A 21,165-nucleotide genomic window follows, 5' to 3' on the forward strand; every position below is an offset into this window, starting at 1 on the left:
GGGGATCTAGTATGAAAAAATCGTTTTCGATCTTGAGAGTACTGATACTGATTACGCTTATATCGACTGTATTTCTAAGTGCATGCAGCAAATCGAATGATGGGAATACCGCTTCATCCAATAATTCCGAAGCGAACGCTCCCGCGAACGAAGCTTCCGCACCCGAAGAATTGAAGCTCAAGGTTGTGATCCCGCACTTCGGAGGCGATCCGACGGGAACGCTCATCCAGCAGCAATATGAGAAAGAAATCGAAGCCTACATGGGGACTAAAGTCTCGATCGAGTGGACGCGCATTCCATGGGGCGAGTACAGGGAAAAAACGCAAATCATGCTGACAAGCAGCGATATTCCGGACGTTATGCTCGTGCTCGGCAACGATAATATTGTCAAATACGGCGTGCAAGGTCTTTTCCTTGACCTGAACAAATATATCGATCAAGAAGAGAACTACAAAACCTTCGTCGACGCTACCGAGAACAAAGAACAATACTTGATGACCGAGAACAATCAATTGTTTGCCTTCTACGACGGTTATTCGAATCCTTCTGATGTAGAGCCAAGCCAATACGCTGCCGCCTACCGTCTTGATGTATTCGAGAAAAACAACATCAAAGTGCCGGCTACGCAAGAAGAAATGTATGCGGCCGCGAAGCAGCTGAAGGCGTTGTATCCGGATTCTTATCCGATCGGTCAAAGCGAACAGTATTTGGGCTACGACGGCATTCTGAACGCCAACCATACGTCGAGCGGCATCTACTGGAATGGCACGCAGTATGTATACGGACCGACTGAAGATGCGTACAAAGAGGGGCTCATGTTCCTTAACAAGCTTTATTCCGAGAAGCTGATCGATCCGGCCTTCTGGTCGGACGAGATCGATCAGGCGAAACCGAAAGCAACGAGCGGCAAAACGTTCATTTATCCGCAGCTGTGGTCTGGTTACGTTGCTGATTTCAATGCGAATAAGGAAGCGGGCGTAACATGGACGCTTGCGATGACGGCAGATAATCCAACATACGGTAAAGCGTGGAAGTACGACAGCGAGCCTAAAGGAAAAGGGCTGCGAAACGGCACTGGCCTCGTCATTTCCGCGAAGACGAAACATCCGGAGCAGGTCGTGAAACTGCTTGATTATCAATACAGCGACCAAATGATCGAGCTGTTGATGTGGGGGATCGAAGGCAAATCATACGAAGTGAAGGACGGACATAAGCAGTATCTTTCAGCGCTCAAATCCGCTCCGGACTTCGTAGACCAGCTCGCGAAGATGGGGGTTTCCGCATCCATGAGCACGCGTCCTGGCATCGTCTTTACGCCGCAAGAGAGAATCGCCGTTTATACTTCCATTCCGGATGTGCTGTTCTACCACGACGGCAAGGCGCAATTGGAAAACTATTATATGGCGTCGAATAACTATGGCGGCAGCGAATCGATCTCGCCGAATGACAGAGCGCCGAAGGTGATGCTGTCGAAAGACGAAACCGATGAAGTAGCGAATACGATGACGCCGATCGACACGTATGTCAAAGAATCAGCGGTCAAATTTATTAAAGGCGAGATGGGCTTTGACCAGTGGGATAACTACCTGGATACGATCAAGAAAATGGGAGACTTGCAAGCGATTCTCGATTTGCAGAATAGTAAAGTGAAGAAATAATAAGGCAAATAAACCATTTCCTCCTTTGATGCTTCCGAACAAGGGGGGATGGTTTATTTATACCGGGAGGCTGAAGCGATGAGCAAGCATGACTTGATAGTTGATCAACCAATCGCCAGATGGGATGAGGCGCTGCCTCTAGGCAACGGATTGACCGGTTGCCTCTTATGGGGAAATGGGAAGCCGCTCCGATTCAGCTTGGACCGCGGCGATATTTGGGATTTACGGCTGGCGCCTGAGGCGCTGGATAACGGGTTCACCTATGCGGAAATGATCGATTGCGTGCGCCGCGGTGATCAAGAGTCGCTTCTTAACCGGTTCGACAGCTTCTATGAGACTTATCCTTACCCGACGAAATTGCCAGCGGGCAGTCTGGAACTGCGCTTCAGCAAGCACGCTGACAAGATGAGGAGTTATCTTGCCTTAGAAGAAGCTTGCGCGCATGTCCAGCTTACGTTCGACGATCAGATTGTCGGTGTATCCAGCTTTCTGCACGCCTTGAACGGACTCGGTTATATCAGAATGACCGGGGCTGCGGAAACAGATGGACTTTTGGAAGTTCTGCCTCCGGATTACGCGGGTGCGTTTCAGGAAGAAAGCAACGACCCCGTCTTTGCTACAAGCCTTACTCGGCTGGGGTACCCGGCTGCGGCTAAACACTCGGAAGGCAGCTTGCAATGGTTCTATCAGCGAACGTGCCATGAGCTGGAATATGCAATTGTCGTTGCGCAGCGGAAGACCGATGACGGTACGCGAGAATGGGTTTATGCGATAACGGCCAATCATGACGGAGAGAATTGGTTAGAGAATGCCAAGCGTAAAGTAACGGACGCGAGTATGGATGGATTCGATCTTGCGTTCCGCGAGCATAGTGCTTGGTGGGGGCGTTATTGGGCGAAGAGCTCTATCTCGCTGCCGGACGCGGAAGCGGAGAAGCAGTGGTATTTGAACAACTATTTATTTGCTTCATGCTCGCGCAAAGGGGCGCCGCCGATGCCGCTGCAAGGCGTATGGACGGCGGATGAAGGGCTTCTGCCGCCGTGGAAAGGCGATTATCATCACGACTTGAATACAGAGCTTTGTTACTGGCACTATTTGAAGGCGAACCATCTGGAAGAAGGAGAAAGCTTTATCGATTTCTTGTGGGATTTGCGGCCTCAGGGCCATCGGTTCGCGCAAAGCTTCTTCGATGCCCCGGGTCTCAACCTGCCTTCGGTCATGACGCTTACTGCCGGAGCAATGGGCGGTTGGGCAATGTACTCCATGAGTATCACCAATATCATCTGGGTGTGCCAGGCGTTCGATCATTACTGGCTGTATACAGGAGACCGTGATTTTCTGCGCGATAAAGCTTATGTCTATTTCAAGGAAACCGCTGACTGCGTGCAGCGATGGCTAGTACCTGGCGAAGACGGCAAGCTGCGTCTGCCTGTATCGAGCTCGCCCGAGGTTCACGACAATTTGCTTGAGGCTTGGTTTGATCCCATGAGCAACTACGACCTCGCGCTTCTGATTTACTTGTTCCGTCGATTGAAGGATATGGCTGATTGGCTCGATCATGAAGCTGATGCCCACAGATGGGCGAACGTGCTAGCGGGTCTTCCAGAGCTTGCCGTTAATGAGCGTCATGTGCTGATGCTGAATCCGAAAGAATCGCTTCAAGAAAGCCACCGGCACCACTCGCACATGATGGCGATTTATCCTTTGCAGCTGCTTGACCATCGAGGATCTGAGCGTGATCGCAAAATCACCGATGCAACGATTGCGAACCTAGAGCGTCTCGGCAAAGGTCAATGGGTGGGCTATAGCTTCGCTTGGGCAGCTGCTTTCTATGCGCGGCAAGGCAACGGAGAAGCGGCGATTTATCATCTTCGTCAGATGTGGCAGCATACATGCTCGCCGAACGGTTTTCATCTGAACGGGGACTACAAGCGAGCAGGCGTCTGCATGTTTCATTATCGTCCTTTTACACTGGAAGGCAACTTCGCTGCCGTTAGTGCACTGCAGGAAATGCTTTTGCATACGGATGGAGAAACGATTCGCCCATTTCCGGCTATTCCACGCGATTGGGCAAAGCGAAGCGTCGAATTCCGCGATTTTCGCGGCGAGATGGGCGTGCTTGTTTCGGCTAGGCTTCATGCAGACAAGCTTGAATATGTCGAACTTCGTGCCGAACGCGAAGGAATCTTCCGCGTACAGAATAGTTTCGCTGGAGAAAGGCTGATGTTGCGAATTGGCTCTACCGATCAAGAGGTTCATTGCAGCAGGAACGAGATATTCTCGATCGCGCTGGTAGCGGGCGAAACGTGCATGATTACTTCACTCTAAGAGCGTTTGGACTATTTTCAAAGGAGTGGTGGGAATTATGATCAATCTGTTGGTCGTTGACGATGAACCGCTTGGTCGGATTCCGTTTTACATAAGTTCAAAAGAGGAAATAGTGGTAAATTCTTGAATCTCTACAACCGATAACAAGGTATGTGGTTCAATATCATATACTACGAATAGGACGTGTCATATGGTCAGAAAGCTTATCGGTTTGTTGCTTGTCTTCTGCTTGGTCGTAACTACCCCGCTTGTAGCGGGCGCTGCTTCTGTTAGTAAGCCGATTCAACTGGTAGTGAATAATAAACAGATTGCCGGCGTCAATCCGATTGTCAAATCGGGCGTGATGTATGTACCTTTTCGCAAATTATTTGATGCTATGGGGTATAAGGCGAAGTATGATCCGGGTACAGGGCAAATCTCTGGGACCGTTAACGGCGCTAACATTCTATTCTGGTCCGGCGATAATGTTATAGAATATGACGATGGCAGCTACCATTTAGACCATGTCATTCCTGTCATTAACGGACAAGTGTATATCCCTCTTCGCCAGTTTGGACAAATCGCGAAGTACTCGGTTTATTATAATCAATCGAAGCTCACCGTGAGTTTAAAGTCATACGGCTACGGTCAAGAGGCTGCTGTGAAAGAGCTCGTTACGAAGTATTACGAAACCTTTAGTCCCAAATTACTGACATCTGACAATCTAACATTGGGCTATATGAATCTAGAATACGATTATGAAGCGAATCAAGCAGTCAGCGAAATCCCGGTCCGCGACTTCAAAGTGAACATTGATCGAATTGAATATACTTCTGACAATGAAGCAACGCTTCAAGTCACTTATAGCAAGCGTACGGAAGAATTGAACCGTGAAGATGTGTTCGGGTACAACATTCGCTATGAAGCAGGACAATGGAGAATCGCGCACGAGGGCATGATCTTTAATAACATGGAAGCTCCGGAGGACATCGACCAGAAAGCTGAAGCCATCATGAAGAACCGCTTTAACGAGCAGAATGCCGTTTTGTCGGATCTAAGAACTTACTATATAGCGTACAACGCAGAGGACCTTAATCGAACGCTGCAATACACAGCTCCTTCGTTTATCAAACATTGGAACGACTATGTCTTGGGTCCAGAAACATGGGAAGACAGTCTGAAAGGGATTTTTGACCATAGCGAAGAGAGGTACAAGTTATCCGATGAACGAGTCGTCTTCCTTGGACAGAAGGAGGCTGTCGTCCAAGGGATGCTTAGTTGGAGCGATGTGACAGAAGACATTATGGAAGGCGACGATATATACGAAGCGCTTATTTATTTGGAATATGCCAATGGTCGCTGGAATTATAAAGAAGATATTAGCCTCGATCAAGACTTCGATCGTCGCGAAGAGGTTGTACTGTTCAAGTGATAGGGATAGCGAAAAGAGCAGAAGAGAACTTCTGCTCTTTTCTATACTCCAATTATTTCTTAACCACAGGCACCCAGAATTCGCCGTAGAACGTACCGTCCCCGTTATCTTTGCGATAAGTCGCATTTGGACCGCCGATGTAAGCATAATCAGTAACTTGGGCCAAGACTTCGCCAAAAGCGCGATAAGTCAGCTGATCAAACAAGGTTTCTTTGTCACCGTTTCCTGCAACCACGATGTACTCGCTCTCCGGAAACTCGATGGTGCGCGTTGCGTCAGCCACTGATTTTCTAGCTTCTACCGCGAAATAATTCCACGGTTTGCCTTGATAAACCTCGTTGACTGACCATTCGCGATCGTCCTTTGCGGCGTCTTTGAGTTTATTAAAACGTCCGTCAGCCTTAAGTTTGTCCCAAAACTCGGCTTTTTCTTGCTGCATCGCCGGCATGTCTTGGAAATTGGATTGGATGGAAAAACCATAAGCGGTCAATGTGAATGATTTTTTGTGATCAAGTGTGTAAGCTGTCATGTGCATGCTCCTTTTTCCAGAGATTAGCCTTCGACTTTTTTGACACGAAGCCACATTTCGCCGTAGAAACCACCGTTTTCATCTGTTTTGACGAAGGTTGAGTTACCGGGACCAACGTATTTGTAGTCTGTGATTTCTTCCAACATGCCGCTGAAAACTTTGCCTGTGATTTCATCAGCAAGGCGTTCTCTGTCAGCGCCTGTGCCAGGAACGACAAGGTAGTCGCCAGCTAGGAAATCGAGGACGATCGCGCCTTCCACGTCGAACTCACCCATCACGCCGAATCCGCGCCAAGCCTTGCGGTCGATGGCGAAGTTGATTTGATATTCTTGCCCGTCTGCGAGCGCGAGAAGTTCAGCAAGCTTGCCGGTTTCAGTGATTTCAGCTTTTTTCGCTGCCGTTTTGGCTGCATTGCCTGCCCAGTCGTTGTAGTCTTCAAGTGTAACACCGAAAGCAGTCATTTTGTAGTTTTCTGAGATGGTTTGGATGGAGTAGTTAGTCATATTATTCTCTCCTTTGGGGGATGTAGTTGTTTACAAGATTGATTCTAGATGCTGAATGTATCAAAAAATGATACCTTTTATTGCAGCATTTTTGATACACTAGAAGCATGAAAAAAACAGAACGAGTGAACCTAATCATGCGCTATATCAATAACCGTGCGCATTTTACGATTGCCGAGATCCAGCGGGAATTCAAGATTTCCCGCGCGACAGCGATTCGCGACATTAACGAGATTCAGGCTTTAGGTTTTCCGCTGACGACCGAGCTTGAGCGAGGTGGCGGCTACAACGTGCTGCAAAACCATTATCTGCCCGCAGCGCGCTTCACTCCGGATGAGCTGAAGGCGATTTTTATCAGCTTTATCGCCTCCAAAAATTCACAGCTGCCTTATCTGCAGAATCGCCGTTCCATCACGGAGAAACTCATCGGCATCGCGTCGCAATCCCAACAGGACGAGCTGATCGAGCTGAATAACATCTTGCTATTTGAGAATACCAATCCCGCCAATCCGAATCTGTTGGAGCTCGATGATGCGGCGCCTGCGGAGCTGAACCAGCTGATTTCGCTTGCTGTGCGGGATAAGCATTTGCGCGTGACGTATGAGCTGAGTCTCGGCTGGCCGCAGCTGTTGGATGTATATTTGCTGCATATCTTTAACTCGAACGCGCAGTGGCTGGTCGAGATTTATGATTTGGATACGGATGAGTTTCGTTATTTGCCTGTCGACATGCTGCGGGATTCGGCCATTTCGGAGCAGGCGATGAAGTTATCTGAGCAAGAGATCCTAAGCAAGAAGCTGCTTCGTGCACGCCAGTCCAATCTTGTTGTGAAGCTTGATACGACCGGGATTCAGCGCTTTAAGCGTATGCACCCGCCGGGGATCATTTTGTCCTTTACCGGGATGTTCCAGTCGAGTGGGATCTTCAATGTGCAGCTGGATGTGACCGATGCCGAAACGCTGGCGTATTATGCGGATTGGCTTTTGTTTCTGGGGAAAGGGACCGAGTTTGAGCGGATTCCCGATGAACTGCGCGTGATGTTGGAAGCGCGTTTAGCAAATTTAAGATTTTCATGAGTTTTTATCTGAAGGTTATTAATAATGTTCAGGTCCCGATGATGCGTTATGAATTATCGGGACTTTTGCTGCTTCTATTGGGTTAGGGAACGTTCTGGGGCTTGTTGGTATCGTATGTTTGATGACAGTTGAAAAAGTTGAAATCCTTCGGCAACTTTTACGTATACCTATTGCACATATGTATTTTCTAAAAGGGAAACTTACTGGCGTAGGGGGCGAATCAAGTTGGAATCATTGTGGTTGGAGTATGCATGGGCTTTACTTATTCTTATCGGTTTGGAAGGGTTGTTGTCGGCCGACAATGCGCTCGTGCTGGCGGTCATTGCAAAGCAGTTACCGGAGGAACAGAAGAAACGAGCGATCAATTACGGGATCATCATGGCCTTTGTCTTTCGCTTTGCCGCCCTGTTCGCGATATCCTTTATTGCGAATGTGTGGCAGGTGCAGGCGATCGGCGCCGCCTATCTTCTTTACCTGGGCCTAAAGCACATTATTCAAGAGCGATTCGGCAAAAAGAATAAAGATACGCACGCGGAAGAGAAGCAAGTAGCAGCAGGCAAAGGCTTCTGGCCAACTGTCGGCAAGATTGCGCTGGCCGATCTCGCTTTTGCGATTGATTCCATTCTCGCTGCGGTTGCGCTCGCGCTTGGCTTGCCGGATTCCCCGCTGAGAGAGTTCGGTGGCATGGACGGGGGGCAATTTATTGTTGTGGTGCTTGGCGGGGTTGCCGGATTGGTACTAATTAAATACGCTGCTGCTTGGTTTGTACAACTGCTCGGACAACGACCGGCACTCGAGACAACGGCTTATGCGATTGTTGCTTGGGTGGGGGTAAAGCTTGCTGTGATTACGCTTGCTCATGAGGATATCGGCGTTTTTGATCATCATTTTCCTCATAGCACGGGATGGACTGTAGTCTTCTATTCTGTCTTGGTTGCAGTTGCCGTTCTTGGTTGGTTTGCGCCCAGCAACAGAGTTTCAAAGACGAGCACTTTTTAATAAGGACGCATGGCAAGAATCCGCTGCTGCCGAGGACGGCTGCCGATGACACCTGTATAGGAAGGAATTAAATAGAGCTATGCGTAATACACCTACCGTTTCGAAGGAACTCCTTCAATCCTGCTTAAAGGAGCAGTATGAATGGACTCCTGCGACACTTGAGTTTCTTCCGCTGGGACTTGATTACAGCTCTGCGGTGTATCATGTGGTGAGCAAGCAGGGAACTGACTATCTGCTCAAAGTCACGTCTAAACCTTTATACGAACCTCAATATCGGGTTCCCCGATATCTTGGCGATCAGGGGATTACAGGTGTCGTGGCCCCCATTTCGACCAAGAGCGGTACCCTGTGGTCCTGTCTAGAGGATTTGATTGTCGTGGTCTACCCCTTTATCAAGGGGGATTCAAGCTTCGAAGGAATGTCGGCGGAGCAGTGGAATAAGCTGGGGACTACCTTACAACTAATTCACAGGATTAATTTACCACCTAAAGGATTGCAATCGCTCCGACAGGAGGCCTTTGATGCCACGGAATATGTTCGATGGATAAGTACCCTTGAGGATCAACTTGAACGCTTCGAAGGCGGAAGTCCATTGGATCGTACACTGCATGCTTCTTGGGTAGAGCATAGGTTGACGATACACTCGAAGTTGACCGCATTAGAAAAGCTGGCTGGGACGCTCCAATTGCGAAAGATCCCGCATGTCATCTGTCATGCGGATCTGCATCCGGCCAATGTGATTAGAGATCAGGCAGGGCAAGTGTTTGTTATCGATTGGGACGAGGTGATGCTCGCTCCCAAAGAGCGTGATTTCATCTTTGTCAGTCATCCGCATGACCAAGCATTCTTCCAAGGGTACGGAGCCGTAGAGGTGGATGAGGAAGTGCTCGCCTATTACCGCTTAGAAAGGGTCCTTCAGGATCTAATAGAGTGTGCTCGGAACGTATGGATCATGGATGATTTAGGAGAAGAAACGAAGGCCGAAGCCCTCAAATTGTTTCAAGATATCTTGGCGGCGGAGGAAGCTGCTAGGTAGGCCGCAGTATTCATCATATAAAAAACAGAACCTCCGGGACACCGTCGTCCCAGAGGTTCTTCTTTCTTCACTAAGTTATTCGACGGGTACCAAGCTGTCCAAAATCTCCTGCAGGCTCAGCTCGCAGGCTGCCATGGACGTGTCCGCGACGCCATAATACATCTTGACGACATCGCCTTCCACAAGCGCTCCGCAGGCGAAGACGACGTCTCCGAAGAAGCCTTTCTTCTCATAATCGGCGTCCGGCTCCAGAATGGGTTTACCCGAGCGGGCGATCACTTTGGACGGATCGTTCAAATCAAGAAGCACGGCCCCCATGCAATAGCGATGCTCGAGCGTCGCACCGTGGTATAGCTCCAGCCAGCCGCGCTCAGTTCTAAACGGTACGCAGCCGCCGCCAATGCGGCCGCTGTCCCACATGCCCTGGCGAAGACCGATCAGATGCTTGTGATTGCCCCAGTACAGCAGGTTGTCCGACTCGGCGATCCACATTTCCGGGTTGCCGGTGCTCTTGGTCGTCGGACGGTGAAGCGCGTAATATTTGCCGTTTACTTTCTCCGGGAAAATAAGCACGTCTTTGTTATCCGGCCCGAAAATCATGCCGTGGTAAGTGACGTTCACGAAGTCGGTCGTAGAAATCATCGACTCGCCGACGCCGACCGGGCTTACGGCTGAGTAGTAAATGTAATACGTGTCGCCGATTTGCGTAATGCGCGGATCCTCGATCCCGAACGTCTCTAGCGAGTTCGACGGATAATGGAACGGCTTCTCATCGACAGTGAAGCTATGGCCATCCTTGCTGCGCGCGATCCGCAGGTAGGAAATCGAGGTTAAATACTCGAAGGTTGCGCTATGCGACTTGTTCTTGATGACGCGCGGGTCCGAGAAGTCGTAGCGCTCATCATCAAGCCGAAGCTCGATCAGGTCCAGATCTTTCGTGGCCGTATTGTAAACCGGCGCCAGCACAGTGCCCGGGACGGAACTGATTGGCCGTTCCGCCACGCGCAGCAGCATAATAATTTCATTATTGTAAGACGCGATGCCGGCGTTGAACGCGCCGATGACCTCGAAATTGTCACGGTGCGGTTTCACGTCGAGCGGCGTAATTAGTGGATTTTCTTCATAACGGTATACGTTCATAACAATCGATAACTCCCTTATCAAGCAATTTCGTGTTCAAACCGCGCAAACGGATCTGCAATGGTTATCCGCTGCGCATCGGCGTCGCTTATGCCGGCGTACAGGACGGCCGTTCCATCCCCCTTGCGGACAAGACCGCCGCTGAAGACAACGTCCTGGAGATCCGGACGCTTCGACGGGCCGGGCAGAAAGGCGGAGCGAACCGCGATCAGCTCGATATCCGAGAAGGTTCCGTCGGCTGGATCGAAGACAAACGCCATCGGGTAATAGTGACGGTCCCCTTGATCGTCGAACGAGGCAATGTGGCCGAGTACGCCAACCAGACCGTTATGAAGCAGGTGGGCTTCATTAGCGCCGCCCCACTCCTCGTCGGCGAATTGTCCGTCCAGCAGCGGTGCTTCGTTGATTCGATCGACGGTTAGCTCATCCAGCGAGGCGATATGGGCGTAGCCGATTTTGCCGCGGCCGCCTTTGGTGCCTTGTGGACGCGTGAATACGCCGATTGAACCGTCCGCAAGCTCGACGAGACGGATATCCTTCATGCCGTCAGGCCCTTTAAAGAATGGCTGCAGCGCGGCGATGCTCTTGCCGCGGTAGAAGACGGTTCGCCATTTCAGCGCATCCGGCTTCATGGGATCCGGAAATATCTCCACGCCGCCGAGCACGAGCTCCCCGGCAATTCGCGTGAAGAAAGGATCTTGCAAGCGGAATGACGGCGCGCCGGCTCTAGGCGACCAGCTTCCGCCCTGCTGCGTGAAGAACAGGATATCCGAATGCTCGCTGTCGCGCGACTCTACGCGTCCTGCAATGACTTGTTCGCCTTCGTCCGTGAACGGTGCGGTAATATTGTAAACGTCCTTGCCTTCTAAGTCGTCGCCGCCTGTAAAGACGATCTTCTGTGCATCGCGCACCGAGGCTTCCGAGGATTGAAACGCTCGTAGAAGCTCTTCGCATGTTTTTGTAGCCGTTTTGTTCAAACTCAAGCTCTCCGACTCCTCTCACCCAAATAATTGCTATTTCAAGTTGAATTGCATGCCTTCTTGGAATTTCTTACCGAAGAAGATGAACAGAATGATGATTGGGATCGTCAGCAGCACGGATGCGGCGTAGAGCGGCCCCGGGTAGGTGCCGTACGGGCCGAACATTTGCGATAGCAGCACGTTCAGCGTTAGCTTATTGTCGCTGCGCACGATGATCATATCCCATAGCAGCTCCGTCCAGCGTTCCATAATGAGGAACAGGAAGATGACGGTCGTGATCGATTTGGACATCGGAAGCATGATGCGGTACATGATTTTGAAATCATTGGCGCCGTCCAGTTTGGCCGCTTCGATGAATACCGACGGGATTGCCTTGAAGAAGTTCGTGTACATGAAGATCGCCCACAGGCTGACCGCCTTAGGGAGAATCATCCCCCAGTAAGTGTCGTACAAGCCGACCTTCTGAACGATCAGAAACGTCGGAATGAGCAGAATAATCGCCGGGAAGAACATATGGAACAAGACGAAGTTGTTAATCGTGTCCCGCCCGCGGAAATTCAGCTTGGAAAGCGCGTAAGCAACCATGATGCCCGACATCATCATCAGGGCAGTCGAAGCGATCGACACGAGCACGCTATTGAAGAACGAGCTTACCCAAGGGCGTGTAATACCTGTCTCGCCGCCGGAAAACAGCCAATTGTACGATTTCGTCGAATACGAACTCGGTATGAATTTCTGGTCGACCTGGCTCCAATCCGCGAACGAATTAAGCACCATGTATAAATACGGGTAGACCATAATGAACAGAAGGATGACAGCCAGCCCATAGCGGACAGTCAGCTTGCTTTTACTGTTTCGGTTAGTCCCAACCATAGCGTTTCCCCCACAGTTCCAGCAGTTTACGGATGATGAAGATCGAGATGAAGGTTGCAATCGATGCGAGCAGCGCCACGGCGGATGCGTAGCCGGCTTTCAAGTTTTTGAAGGCTTGGTTAAAAATCTCCATCTGCCACGTGTTCGTAGCAAAATTCGGTCCACCGCCGGTTAATTGATACACTTCCGTGAAAATACCAAACGTGACGCCGAACGCTAAAATGAGCGTCGTATAGAATGCCGGGTAGAGCAGCGGCAGCGTAACGCGCCAAAATCGCTGCCGTTCCGTGATGCCGTCGATCGCGGCGGCTTCGTAGATCTCAGCGTCGATGCTATTCAGTCCCGAAGTCAGAATCAAAGCGTAATATCCCGTGAATTTCCACGCCAAGATCAAGCCGACGACGAACAACGCTGACATCGGAGTGCCGAGCCAGTCGATGTTTATGCCTGCCTTGCGAAGAACCGTATTGAGCGGACTCGAATAGGACAGGAATCCTTTCACAATCAGAGACGATACAACCCCGGAAGACAAGTAGGGCAAGAAGAAACCGATTAGAAACAGGCTCTTAAATCGTGGCAGGTTGTGCACGACGACCGCAACGCACAATGCGAGAACCGTTACGAGCGGGACGAAAATCATCATGAATTTGTAAGTCACCCAGAACGCGGCGTGCACGCCGGGCGATTTCAGGGCATCCGTAAAATTCTTAAGCCCAAGAAAGTTGTAATCCGGCGCGATCAAGTCCCAGTCCGTAAAGGAAAGGTAAAACGACCAGATCAGCGGGCCGAAGAAGAATATCAACGAATAAATGAGGTAGGGGCTGGTAAATAACCAGCCCAACCGATTGTTTTTTTGATCCATTAGGACAACTCCCTCTATTGAAGAGCGGCTTCAATGGCTTTCTTCATATTAGCCCAGCCCTCAGCTGGCGCGATTTCACCGCGTACCACCTTGTTGAAGGCTTCTTGACCGATAAGCGTTTGTAGGTCGTTATATTTTGCATTGTCCATCGGAGGCACGGCATTCGGCACATTCTCCGCGTATGGCTTCAATTCCGGATTCGCATCGAGCACGGTTTTGAACGATTCATTTGTTGTTAAATCGTCGCGTGCCGGCGGCAGTTTTGTTTGCTCCAGCCATTTCACGTCATTCTTCGGATCGGCGTAGACCCACTTGATGAAGTCAACAGCCGCTGTTTGCTGCGCTTTCGAAGCTTGGGCGAAGATGACGAGACCTTTCGTATCCGCGAACGTCTTGCTTGCAGCCGGGTCAGTACCATCTGGCACGATAGGCATGCTCAGCGCGAACGTTTCGTTTATTTTAAGTTTAGGGAACTTCTCTTTCCACATGTTGAACGTCCATGGACCGATATCGGTAAAGACGCCAACGCCGGTTTCGAAAGGATCTGTAACGGTTTGCGACAGAATGCCTTTTTCCTTACGCAGGTTATCTACGAACGTCAATACTTCCGTGCCTGCTTTGTCGTCACCGACAAATTTGCTGCCTTCGACGAAGTGGTTGCCGCCAGATGCTGCATTGTACAGCATGAAGAAGTCGAACCAACGTTTCCAAGCGGTCGGATCAGCTAGATCCGGTTTAGCCCATACGTATTTATCCGGGAATTTAGCTTTCAGCTTCTTGGTCGCATCCAGCATTTCACTATAGGTTTTCGGAACTTCATTAACGCCCGCTTGCTTTAGAATGTCGATGCGCCAGCCGAACAGCATCGGGTTGGAGTAGATCGGAAGCACATATTGATGGCCATCGGAAAACTTCCAAGGCTCAATCGTGTTTGTCATGTTACGGCCTTTGATGACGTCCTCGAATCCCGGCATCGATTCTAATGGAAGTAATGCTTTGCTGTTAGCCAGCTGAGCCGCGAATCCGCGGTTAATGTTCTCCGATATCGTAGGCGCGCTCTTACCGGCAATAGCCGATTGAATGCTCGCCTCAGAAGTAGGTGATTCTTTAATGGCACTAACGTTGATTTTTACTTTGTCATTGACTTTCTCGTAAGCTTTGGCTAAATCAGCCCAGTATGCTTGCTGAGTCGGGTTGGGAGCAGCCCAAAACTCGATTGTGGTTACGCCATTTCCTGAATCAGCGCCTTGATTTTGGTTATCGTTGCTTTTGCTGCCGCAGGCTGCGAGCATCGAACCGGCTATTGCGGTGATGAGTAGGGTGGAAGCGAGCTTTTTCATTACGTGAAATTCCTCCTTTGATGTGTAAACAAAATAAGTAATGAGGTTTGTCATGACTAAAGTAACGTTACATTATTTTTGTAAGCGCTTGTGTCATCAATTATTGATTATTTGTAACGCAAAGTCAAGTGATTAATTTGATTTCCAGATGCTCTGTCAAAGGACAAGATATTTACAATATTATTTTGTAACGTTACAATATAAGAAAGTGCTGCGCGGTAGGGAAGTCTAACCATTTGCTATGCTGCGTCGAAAGGGTGTTTTGGTCATGAAACCGAAAGTAACGATGCAGAATATAGCCGACGAGCTTAATTTATCCAAAAACTCCGTCTCGCAAGCCTTGACCGGAAAAGACGGCGTCAGCGAAGATACTCGCAAGCTGATTATCGAGACGGCCCAGCGGATGGGCTATGTATATAGCAAGGGCAAGAAGGAGATGAGCAACCTCCCGATGAGCGGCAAATTTGCGCTGATTGCCTCGGATTTTGCCTTTAGCATGCACAGCTTCTTTGGGCAAATCTATTTGAGCGTGGAGAAAGAAGTGAAGCAGCAGGGCTATGAGCTGGTCATTCAATCGATCGGCCCCGATGCCGTCAAGGAACTCCTTATGCCGCCAATCGTGCAGAATCGATCGGTAGATGGCATGATTATCTTGTCCCATATTACGACTGATTATATTAATGCCCTTCTGGATACAGGCATACCCGCCGTTCTGATCGACCATCATCACCCGCAAATTAAGGCAGACAGTATACTTACAAACAATCGTTTCGGTGCTTATGAAGCAGTCAGCCATTTGATCGGGTTAGGACACTCCGACATCGGTTTTGTAGGCGATATCGCTTTCTCGCCGAGCTACTACGAACGATTAGACGGCTATCGTATGGCGATGTATGAATATGGGCTTCCTATAAAGGAGGAATGGGTCCATACCTCGGCGCTTGAAGACGGCTCGTTCATTTGTTCCTATATAAAAGAGATGAGTGAACGGCCGACAGCTTGGTTTTGCGTCAATGACGGTCTCGGCTTCTTCCTAAACGCCGCGGTACAGCAGCAAGGTCTGTCGGTACCGGAGGACGTATCTATTGTAAGTTTCGATAACGGCTATCTGTCCCGTATCTCCACGCCGCCATCCACGACGGTGGAGGTTGACCTGAAGCTTTACGCTGTCAAAGCTGTTGATCGGCTGATAAAGCGCATTAATAATCCGGACGATCCCTATACGGAGCTGCTCCTGCCGACGCGATTGATTGTGCGTGGGTCAACCGGTGGGGTCCGCGCGGAGTGAGAGGTGAATGTGATGAACCCTAACAACACTCAAACGATAACACTCGGTATGGGGTGCTTCTGGGGCCCCGATGCTTTGTTCGGACAACTTGCGGGTATCACGAGAACGCGTGTAGGTTATGCCGGAGGAACGACCGATAACCCTGCGACGCGGCATACGGGAGATCACACCGAGATGGTCGAAATCGAATTCGATCCGGCTGTCGTAAAGTTGGAGACGATCTTGGATCTGTATTGGAACAGCCATAATCCGGCTAATATCAATAATTACAGAGATCGTTTGTACAATTCCTTGATCTTGTATCGCGACCCGGCACAGCTAAGTGTCATCCAGAAGGTTATGAAGAACAGAGGGGAACAAGGAAAAGGAGTGCCGGACACCGAGTTAACTCCATTTACCGTTTTTTATCCTGCTGAGGATCGAAATCAGAAGTTTTATTTGAAAAGATACCCGGATGCTGTAGACAAGCTGCGAACGCTCTTCAAGGCCGAGGATGACCTGACGAATGCAGCATTGGCTGCCCGGTTAAACGGAATTGCGAAAGGCTTCGCCAACATGGATACCATTGTCCAAGACATCCGGACTTGGCAGATCAGTAACGAGGAACAAGAGGAGATCATCCGGCTCATTAAGCAAATTAAATGGTAAATGTTGCAGTGAGCTAGGAGCGAAGAAAATTCTTTATTTCGGAGCGGGAGTATCCCAAGCGGTTTTCCAGTCATTAATGTGCTGAAATACACTCGAGAAGGATGCTCCCTTCTCCGTGATTGAATATTCGACGGACACAGGTACGGTCGGAAATACTTGGCGTTTGATCATTTGATGATCTTCTAAATTCCGTAAGGTATCGGTTAAACCCTTCGTATTGACGTTACCCAGATTTCTTCGCAATTGATTAAAACGTTGGGGCTCCTTCAGCAGCTCCGTTATGACTAGAAACGTCCATTTGCCTGAGAGAAATTGCAACACTTCAGAAATCGACTTGATGCAAGTTATCTCGAATTTCGTGGATTCCAAATGTATCAGCTCGCAATATTTTTTAGCTATTATCGGGTTTTTGTTGGGTTCTTATGTGACCGATTAATAAAGGGACAGCGCAGAAAGTCTGCGCTGTCCCTTTTAGATTGCAGATTATTACCCAGCTATAGGAGCTCCGGTCACAGGGTCCGTACTCGGATCCCAGTTCGGAAGAGGATCCATGCGGAATCGCGTCAGAACCGTACTGCTGATTTTCCAAACACCCTGTTCTTTTCTATATGATTCGCGGTATTGACCATACCCGTGATGTCCCGGATAGGCATCCTTCGCGTCAGGGAAAGTCAGCAAGTCATCCATAGCCCAAACGGCTGTGGCGTTATCCTTGTCGATGATCTCGATCTCGGGCATATAGCCGTGGTGAACCGTAGGAGCTCTATCCACTAGTTCCCCGATCATTTTCCCGTACGCTGCGCCGCCGCCTTTAGAAAAATCTTGGCCTTGTGAAATAATGAGGGCATCGGAAGTGAAGAGCTCCCCAAATTCCGTCCATTTCTTCTCATCAACATAACGGAAATAACGGGCTTTCAATTGTTTGATTTGTTCCCTATTCTCCAAACGCTCATATCGCTCTTCTAGTTCTGCGATTTTCGCAGCGAGTTGCTGATTGTTTTCCAACATATGAACACGTCCTTTGTTTGTTTTGTAGAAGCTTCTTCTTATATGAATTGAACGATATCCGCCATGGGACGTCTTGTCTTCGCGCGTTTCGGTTGGCTGGCCCGATAACCGAAAGCCGTCATCACGCTCAAGCCGAATTCGTCGTTACCGAGTAGTCCTTTCTTGCGCAGCAGCTCATTGACGGCATCCATATCGAAGCCTTCAATCGGACATGAATCGATGCCGATGTGCGCCGCTGCCGTCATCATATTGCCCATTGCCAAGTACGTCTGCTTCGAAGACCAGTCCAGCAGCTCGCGTTCCGAATTCAAATGAAGGTCGTCGTAGAACTGTGCGTAGGCTTGCTCCATGCTTTTATAAACTTCTATAGGCATACCCTTCACTCGGGTCATTTGATCCATGACGTAAGAATGATCATGAGTAAGTCCTTTTCTGGCCAAAATAATAACGAAATGGCTCGACGTTGGCAGCGATCGCATCGCACCCGATACATGCGGCGCGAGTTCTCCTCTGAATTCCGAATCTTGTACGACTACGAATTTCCAAGGCTCATTGCCTCCCGAGCTGGGAGAGAGACGGCCCGCCTCGAGTATGAATTGAAAATCCTCATCCGCTATTTTTCTCGCCGGATCGAATTCTTTGGTTGCATGCCTGAAATTAAAAGTAGACATCAAATCCGTTTTTTTTGCCTCGATATTCATTGCTAGAATTCACCTCACGAGTTGTTTTTTTAAGCTGGGCATTGAAGCTTCAATTGCCTTGGAGACCACTATAGCAGGTATAAATCTGTTGCATAAGGAGGCTATTATTATAAATCTAGTTTATAAAAGTAAAGCCAAGAGTCTATCTACCATAAGAAAGAAGGAGTGAAAATCGTTTTGCAGCGGAGGAGGAGGCATCGCACACGAAAAGGCCGAGGGAGAGTACCCACGGCCACTTAATAACTTAGGTTGTCTAGCGATCTTAGCGATTCGTTTTTTTGGTGACTACGCTGTCTAGCTGACAAAGGAATGAGGTGGGAAGGATCACCTGTCACGCCGATCGAAGATGACGAGTAAGGCGTACAACACGTTCGCTGCTTTCTGGTCTCAAATGACATATGACGTGTACTTCGTACAATTCATACGTTTCTTTCTCATGAATTTAGTGGGTTATGCGTATTTCAAATGCATGTTATACACGTTAATTACCTTTTTTCTCGGAAGGCTTCAGTTTGTCGTGCAGTTTGTACAACTCAAGGAGGAAGCCGGTCTTTTGTTAGGTTCGAAAGAATTAGTAGAGTTAATTAACGGGGTTTACTTCGTCGCGTTTACGATCCGGAAGAACGCGCGGATATCATCGATCATTAAATCCGGAGCATCAATTGCGGCAAAATGTGTGCCTCTGTTAAATTCGCTCCAGTGTACAATATTGTGGTTCTGCTCCGCATAACGACGAATCGCAACGTCGGATTGCTCAAATACGGCAACGCCTACAGGTGTTGGACTTGAAGCCTTAGGTGCCCAGGCACCGGGATCATGTGCACCTTCATAATACATGCGAGCAGAAGAGTTGGCCGTTCCAGTGAGCCAGTATAACATCAGATTGGTTAAGAATCGGTCTCGGTCAACAGCCCCCACAGCATCGCCGAATCCATAGAACATCTCGGATGTCCAGGCGAGCAGTCCGACCGGGGAGTCATGCAGCCCGTAAGCAAGCGTCTGCGGTCTGGTCGATTGAATCATGTTAAAGCCGAAGCGCTCGCTCATAAATTGACCCAGACGCGCGAGTCGGGCTTTTTCTGCATCAGTCAGTAACACGAACACGTCCTCTTCAACCTGTCCCATAGGGATGAACCCCATCGTGGCAGCATTGACATGCACACCTGTAACATGAGTTGCAGCTATCCGGCTTATTTCTGGGGCGATCATCGCACCCATATCGCCGCCTTGTACACCATAACGTTCATAGCCCAACCGATTCATTAATTCCACGAAGGCTTGGGCAGCGCGTCCGGATGTCCATCCTGCTTCCGTTGTAGGACCGGATAAACCAGAGCCAGGAATGGATGGTATGACTAGGTGAAAGGCGTCTTCTGCATTGCCGCCATGAGAGGTCGGATCGGTGAGCGGTCCGATAAGATCAAGAAATTCGACAGGTGATCCGGGCTACCCGTGAATGAGCAAGAGCGGCTTGGCATGGCTCTCTTGGGATGTAATATGGAAGAAATGGACATGGGCACCGTCAATAGTAGTCGTAAATTGCGGGAGTTTATTAAGACGTGCTTCCTGCTCACGCCAGTTGAAAGCTGTGCTCCAATAGTTCGACACGGCTGCGTGCCGTCACAGCATGCGTCGTAGATCGAACATTACGCCAACCAGAACCGCCAGCAGGAGCAGCAGGCCGACGAACCGCTTGTCCGCTCTCCCTCGGCGAAGACAGAGCAGCGCTTCAATCCCCGTCACGGCCATGGCCGTATACAGGATCGTATGAATTACAGGCACCAGCAGCAGGTAGGCTGCATACAGTCCGCCCAGCTGAATCGCCAAGAGCAGCAGCGGTAATGTGAGCAGCAGTCCGCCTAACTTTACCTTGAGGGAGTAGCCCTTTCGGTAAGCCCACAGCTGGAATATGCCGTGGCCGATGAACAGTACAGCATAAATGACAACGTGGTAAATACTCATATAATGCCGAGGCGCTTCAATGCTTCCAACGTGACCGTCTTGGCCGTCGACCCGCTGCTGTCTACATTGGCGGCGAACACCCAGTCGGTCTTCCCGAGCTCTACATAGCCCACATACCAGCCGAGGCCGTTGTCGGACAGCCGCGTCCCCGTCTTGCCATGTACCGTGTAGTTGTCCTGGTCGTTATCGATCATGATGCGCTTGACGGTTTTCTGCGTTTGCTCTTGGAAGGGCAGCGTCTCTTCCACCAGGTCTTCTATGAAGTCGACTTGCTCCTCCGCCGAGATCTTTAGCGAGCTGCTCAGCCAGAAGGTATCGATGCCCCCGCTAATATCCATATTGCCGTAATGAATTCGCTCCACATAACTCATCATCCGCTCGGTTCCGATGTCCCTGGCCATCGCCTGGTAATACCAGATTGCGGATGACCGCATTGCCGAGGCTAGTGAATGGTCTCGGTTCCATACCTCGAACGGACGGATGACGCCGTCCCACCTCTTAACGTCATATTCGTCCCGAACCGCTCCTACCTCGAGACCGATGAGAGCGTTCGGCACCTTGAACGACGACTCTGGCGTGAACCGCTGCCGGCTGCGCTCGGCATTGCAGACATAGACTCGGTCCGTCCTTAGGTTCTTGATGATCACGGTGCCCTGCACGTCATGGAACAGCTCCTGACAGGGGAGCTTCATCTCTTTGGGGGCAGCATGTACTGGCAATGCGGTAATGCCTATTGCACCCATGAACAGTAAGATGACGAGCGCCAGGACGACGTGGCTCAACTTGTTCCAAGTTATCAAATTGAATTCCTCCTTTGGCTTCC

The 21,165-nt window shown here is 49.8% G+C and carries 22 protein-coding genes; 8 read left to right on the forward strand and 14 right to left on the reverse strand.

Annotated elements, in window-relative coordinates:
* Positions 1-11 precede the first annotated feature (11 nt).
* From AC0YNS_RS23395 to AC0YNS_RS23405, 3 genes are all read left to right on the forward strand, one after another.
* Positions 12-1,658 (forward strand): extracellular solute-binding protein, encoded by a 1,647-nt coding sequence (locus AC0YNS_RS23395; RefSeq protein ID WP_475783354.1) that lies wholly within the window; start codon positions 12-14, stop codon positions 1,656-1,658.
* Between the two features lie 78 nt (positions 1,659-1,736).
* Complete coding sequence (locus AC0YNS_RS23400; protein ID WP_475783355.1) at positions 1,737-3,986, forward strand: glycosyl hydrolase family 95 catalytic domain-containing protein; 2,250 nt, start codon at positions 1,737-1,739, stop codon at positions 3,984-3,986.
* 190 nt (positions 3,987-4,176) lie between these two features.
* Complete coding sequence (locus tag AC0YNS_RS23405; RefSeq protein ID WP_475783356.1) at positions 4,177-5,397, forward strand: copper amine oxidase N-terminal domain-containing protein; 1,221 nt, start codon at positions 4,177-4,179, stop codon at positions 5,395-5,397.
* A gap of 52 nt (positions 5,398-5,449) precedes the next feature.
* On the opposite strand, the gene AC0YNS_RS23410 is transcribed toward AC0YNS_RS23405, so the two are convergent.
* Together AC0YNS_RS23410 and AC0YNS_RS23415 are read right to left on the reverse strand one after the other, a co-directional pair.
* Positions 5,450-5,926 (reverse strand): GyrI-like domain-containing protein, encoded by a 477-nt coding sequence (locus AC0YNS_RS23410; protein WP_475783357.1) that lies wholly within the window; start codon positions 5,924-5,926, stop codon positions 5,450-5,452.
* Positions 5,927-5,949: 23 nt separating this feature from the next.
* A complete protein-coding gene (locus tag AC0YNS_RS23415; RefSeq protein WP_475783358.1) occupies positions 5,950-6,429 on the reverse strand; it encodes a hypothetical protein in 480 nt (159 codons plus the stop codon).
* A 107-nt stretch (positions 6,430-6,536) separates the two neighbouring features.
* Between AC0YNS_RS23415 and AC0YNS_RS23420 the strand changes: the two genes are divergently transcribed.
* The 3 genes from AC0YNS_RS23420 to AC0YNS_RS23430 all read left to right on the forward strand — a co-directional run bounded on the left by AC0YNS_RS23420 (position 6,537) and on the right by AC0YNS_RS23430 (position 9,540).
* Complete coding sequence (locus tag AC0YNS_RS23420) at positions 6,537-7,505, forward strand: helix-turn-helix transcriptional regulator (RefSeq protein ID WP_475783359.1); 969 nt, start codon at positions 6,537-6,539, stop codon at positions 7,503-7,505.
* 225 nt (positions 7,506-7,730) lie between these two features.
* On the forward strand, positions 7,731-8,504 hold the full coding sequence (locus AC0YNS_RS23425; RefSeq protein WP_475783360.1) for a TerC family protein: 774 nt from the start codon (positions 7,731-7,733) through the stop codon (positions 8,502-8,504).
* 79 nt (positions 8,505-8,583) lie between these two features.
* Complete coding sequence (locus AC0YNS_RS23430) at positions 8,584-9,540, forward strand: phosphotransferase enzyme family protein (RefSeq protein WP_475783361.1); 957 nt, start codon at positions 8,584-8,586, stop codon at positions 9,538-9,540.
* A 75-nt stretch (positions 9,541-9,615) separates the two neighbouring features.
* Here AC0YNS_RS23430 and AC0YNS_RS23435 read toward each other — a convergent pair whose 3' ends face one another.
* Genes AC0YNS_RS23435 through AC0YNS_RS23455 form a run of 5 tightly spaced genes read right to left on the reverse strand, consistent with a single transcriptional unit; the run spans position 9,616 to position 14,735 of the window.
* The gene (locus AC0YNS_RS23435; RefSeq protein ID WP_475783362.1) at positions 9,616-10,680 is read right to left on the reverse strand and encodes a BtaManbiosPhlase; all 1,065 of its coding nucleotides are present in this window, start codon (positions 10,678-10,680) and stop codon (positions 9,616-9,618) included.
* Positions 10,681-10,700: 20 nt separating this feature from the next.
* Positions 10,701-11,663 (reverse strand): MTP-1 family protein, encoded by a 963-nt coding sequence (locus AC0YNS_RS23440; RefSeq protein ID WP_475783363.1) that lies wholly within the window; start codon positions 11,661-11,663, stop codon positions 10,701-10,703.
* A 30-nt stretch (positions 11,664-11,693) separates the two neighbouring features.
* Positions 11,694-12,533, reverse strand: coding sequence for a carbohydrate ABC transporter permease (locus AC0YNS_RS23445; RefSeq protein ID WP_475783364.1), 840 nt, complete (start codon positions 12,531-12,533; stop codon positions 11,694-11,696).
* Positions 12,520-13,395, reverse strand: coding sequence for a carbohydrate ABC transporter permease (locus tag AC0YNS_RS23450; RefSeq protein ID WP_091223065.1), 876 nt, complete (start codon positions 13,393-13,395; stop codon positions 12,520-12,522). Before AC0YNS_RS23450 ends, AC0YNS_RS23445 begins: the two co-directional genes overlap by 14 nt.
* Positions 13,396-13,409: 14 nt before the next feature.
* Complete coding sequence (locus AC0YNS_RS23455) at positions 13,410-14,735, reverse strand: ABC transporter substrate-binding protein (protein ID WP_475783365.1); 1,326 nt, start codon at positions 14,733-14,735, stop codon at positions 13,410-13,412.
* A gap of 268 nt (positions 14,736-15,003) precedes the next feature.
* Here AC0YNS_RS23455 and AC0YNS_RS23460 point away from each other — a divergent pair, with 268 nt between their 5' ends.
* Together AC0YNS_RS23460 and AC0YNS_RS23465 are read left to right on the forward strand one after the other, a co-directional pair.
* On the forward strand, positions 15,004-16,023 hold the full coding sequence (locus tag AC0YNS_RS23460; protein WP_475783366.1) for a LacI family DNA-binding transcriptional regulator: 1,020 nt from the start codon (positions 15,004-15,006) through the stop codon (positions 16,021-16,023).
* Positions 16,024-16,035: 12 nt separating this feature from the next.
* A complete protein-coding gene (locus AC0YNS_RS23465) occupies positions 16,036-16,671 on the forward strand; it encodes a peptide-methionine (S)-S-oxide reductase MsrA (protein ID WP_475783367.1) in 636 nt (211 codons plus the stop codon).
* A 33-nt stretch (positions 16,672-16,704) separates the two neighbouring features.
* On the opposite strand, the gene AC0YNS_RS23470 is transcribed toward AC0YNS_RS23465, so the two are convergent.
* The 7 genes from AC0YNS_RS23470 to blaOXA all read right to left on the reverse strand — a co-directional run bounded on the left by AC0YNS_RS23470 (position 16,705) and on the right by blaOXA (position 21,085).
* Positions 16,705-17,040: a winged helix-turn-helix transcriptional regulator gene (locus AC0YNS_RS23470; RefSeq protein WP_475783368.1), complete on the reverse strand. Its 336-nt coding sequence runs from the start codon at positions 17,038-17,040 to the stop codon at positions 16,705-16,707.
* A gap of 117 nt (positions 17,041-17,157) precedes the next feature.
* Positions 17,158-17,679: a nuclear transport factor 2 family protein gene (locus tag AC0YNS_RS23475; RefSeq protein WP_475783369.1), complete on the reverse strand. Its 522-nt coding sequence runs from the start codon at positions 17,677-17,679 to the stop codon at positions 17,158-17,160.
* Between the two features lie 38 nt (positions 17,680-17,717).
* Entirely contained in the window at positions 17,718-18,374 is a 657-nt protein-coding gene (locus AC0YNS_RS23480) for an NAD(P)H-dependent oxidoreductase (protein WP_475783631.1), read from the reverse strand.
* A 600-nt stretch (positions 18,375-18,974) separates the two neighbouring features.
* Positions 18,975-19,643 carry a hypothetical protein gene (locus AC0YNS_RS23485; RefSeq protein WP_475783370.1) on the reverse strand — a complete coding sequence of 223 codons (669 nt, stop codon included), beginning with the start codon at positions 19,641-19,643 and terminating at the stop codon, positions 18,975-18,977.
* Between the two features lie 183 nt (positions 19,644-19,826).
* Complete coding sequence (locus AC0YNS_RS23490; protein WP_475783371.1) at positions 19,827-19,988, reverse strand: epoxide hydrolase N-terminal domain-containing protein; 162 nt, start codon at positions 19,986-19,988, stop codon at positions 19,827-19,829.
* Between the two features lie 12 nt (positions 19,989-20,000).
* The gene (locus tag AC0YNS_RS23495) at positions 20,001-20,342 is read right to left on the reverse strand and encodes a hypothetical protein (protein ID WP_475783372.1); all 342 of its coding nucleotides are present in this window, start codon (positions 20,340-20,342) and stop codon (positions 20,001-20,003) included.
* Positions 20,339-21,085, reverse strand: a complete 747-nt coding sequence (blaOXA, locus tag AC0YNS_RS23500; protein ID WP_475783632.1) for a class D beta-lactamase — start codon at positions 21,083-21,085, stop codon at positions 20,339-20,341. The genes AC0YNS_RS23495 and blaOXA overlap by 4 nt, the downstream gene beginning before the upstream one ends.
* Positions 21,086-21,165: the final 80 nt, after the last annotated feature.

The sequence above is a fragment of the Paenibacillus sp. J22FR21 genome, from assembly GCF_056269135.1.

Excerpts from the sequence above, each read along its gene's own strand:
- AC0YNS_RS23395 (WP_475783354.1), top strand. The coding sequence starts at position 12 with ATGAAAAAATCGTTTTCGATCTTGAGAGTACTGATACTGATTACGCTT.
- AC0YNS_RS23400 (WP_475783355.1), top strand. The coding sequence starts at position 1,737 with ATGAGCAAGCATGACTTGATAGTTGATCAACCAATCGCCAGATGGGAT.
- AC0YNS_RS23405 (WP_475783356.1), top strand. The coding sequence starts at position 4,177 with ATGGTCAGAAAGCTTATCGGTTTGTTGCTTGTCTTCTGCTTGGTCGTA.
- AC0YNS_RS23410 (WP_475783357.1), bottom strand. The coding sequence starts at position 5,926 with ATGACAGCTTACACACTTGATCACAAAAAATCATTCACATTGACCGCT.
- AC0YNS_RS23415 (WP_475783358.1), bottom strand. The coding sequence starts at position 6,429 with ATGACTAACTACTCCATCCAAACCATCTCAGAAAACTACAAAATGACT.
- AC0YNS_RS23420 (WP_475783359.1), top strand. The coding sequence starts at position 6,537 with ATGAAAAAAACAGAACGAGTGAACCTAATCATGCGCTATATCAATAAC.
- AC0YNS_RS23430 (WP_475783361.1), top strand. The coding sequence starts at position 8,584 with ATGCGTAATACACCTACCGTTTCGAAGGAACTCCTTCAATCCTGCTTA.
- AC0YNS_RS23435 (WP_475783362.1), bottom strand. The coding sequence starts at position 10,680 with ATGAACGTATACCGTTATGAAGAAAATCCACTAATTACGCCGCTCGAC.
- AC0YNS_RS23445 (WP_475783364.1), bottom strand. The coding sequence starts at position 12,533 with ATGGTTGGGACTAACCGAAACAGTAAAAGCAAGCTGACTGTCCGCTAT.
- AC0YNS_RS23450 (WP_091223065.1), bottom strand. The coding sequence starts at position 13,395 with ATGGATCAAAAAAACAATCGGTTGGGCTGGTTATTTACCAGCCCCTAC.
- AC0YNS_RS23455 (WP_475783365.1), bottom strand. The coding sequence starts at position 14,735 with ATGAAAAAGCTCGCTTCCACCCTACTCATCACCGCAATAGCCGGTTCG.
- AC0YNS_RS23460 (WP_475783366.1), top strand. The coding sequence starts at position 15,004 with ATGAAACCGAAAGTAACGATGCAGAATATAGCCGACGAGCTTAATTTA.
- AC0YNS_RS23465 (WP_475783367.1), top strand. The coding sequence starts at position 16,036 with ATGAACCCTAACAACACTCAAACGATAACACTCGGTATGGGGTGCTTC.
- AC0YNS_RS23475 (WP_475783369.1), bottom strand. The coding sequence starts at position 17,679 with ATGTTGGAAAACAATCAGCAACTCGCTGCGAAAATCGCAGAACTAGAA.
- AC0YNS_RS23485 (WP_475783370.1), bottom strand. The coding sequence starts at position 19,643 with ATGAATCGGTTGGGCTATGAACGTTATGGTGTACAAGGCGGCGATATG.
- AC0YNS_RS23495 (WP_475783372.1), bottom strand. The coding sequence starts at position 20,342 with ATGAGTATTTACCACGTTGTCATTTATGCTGTACTGTTCATCGGCCAC.
- blaOXA (WP_475783632.1), bottom strand. The coding sequence starts at position 21,085 with ATGGGTGCAATAGGCATTACCGCATTGCCAGTACATGCTGCCCCCAAA.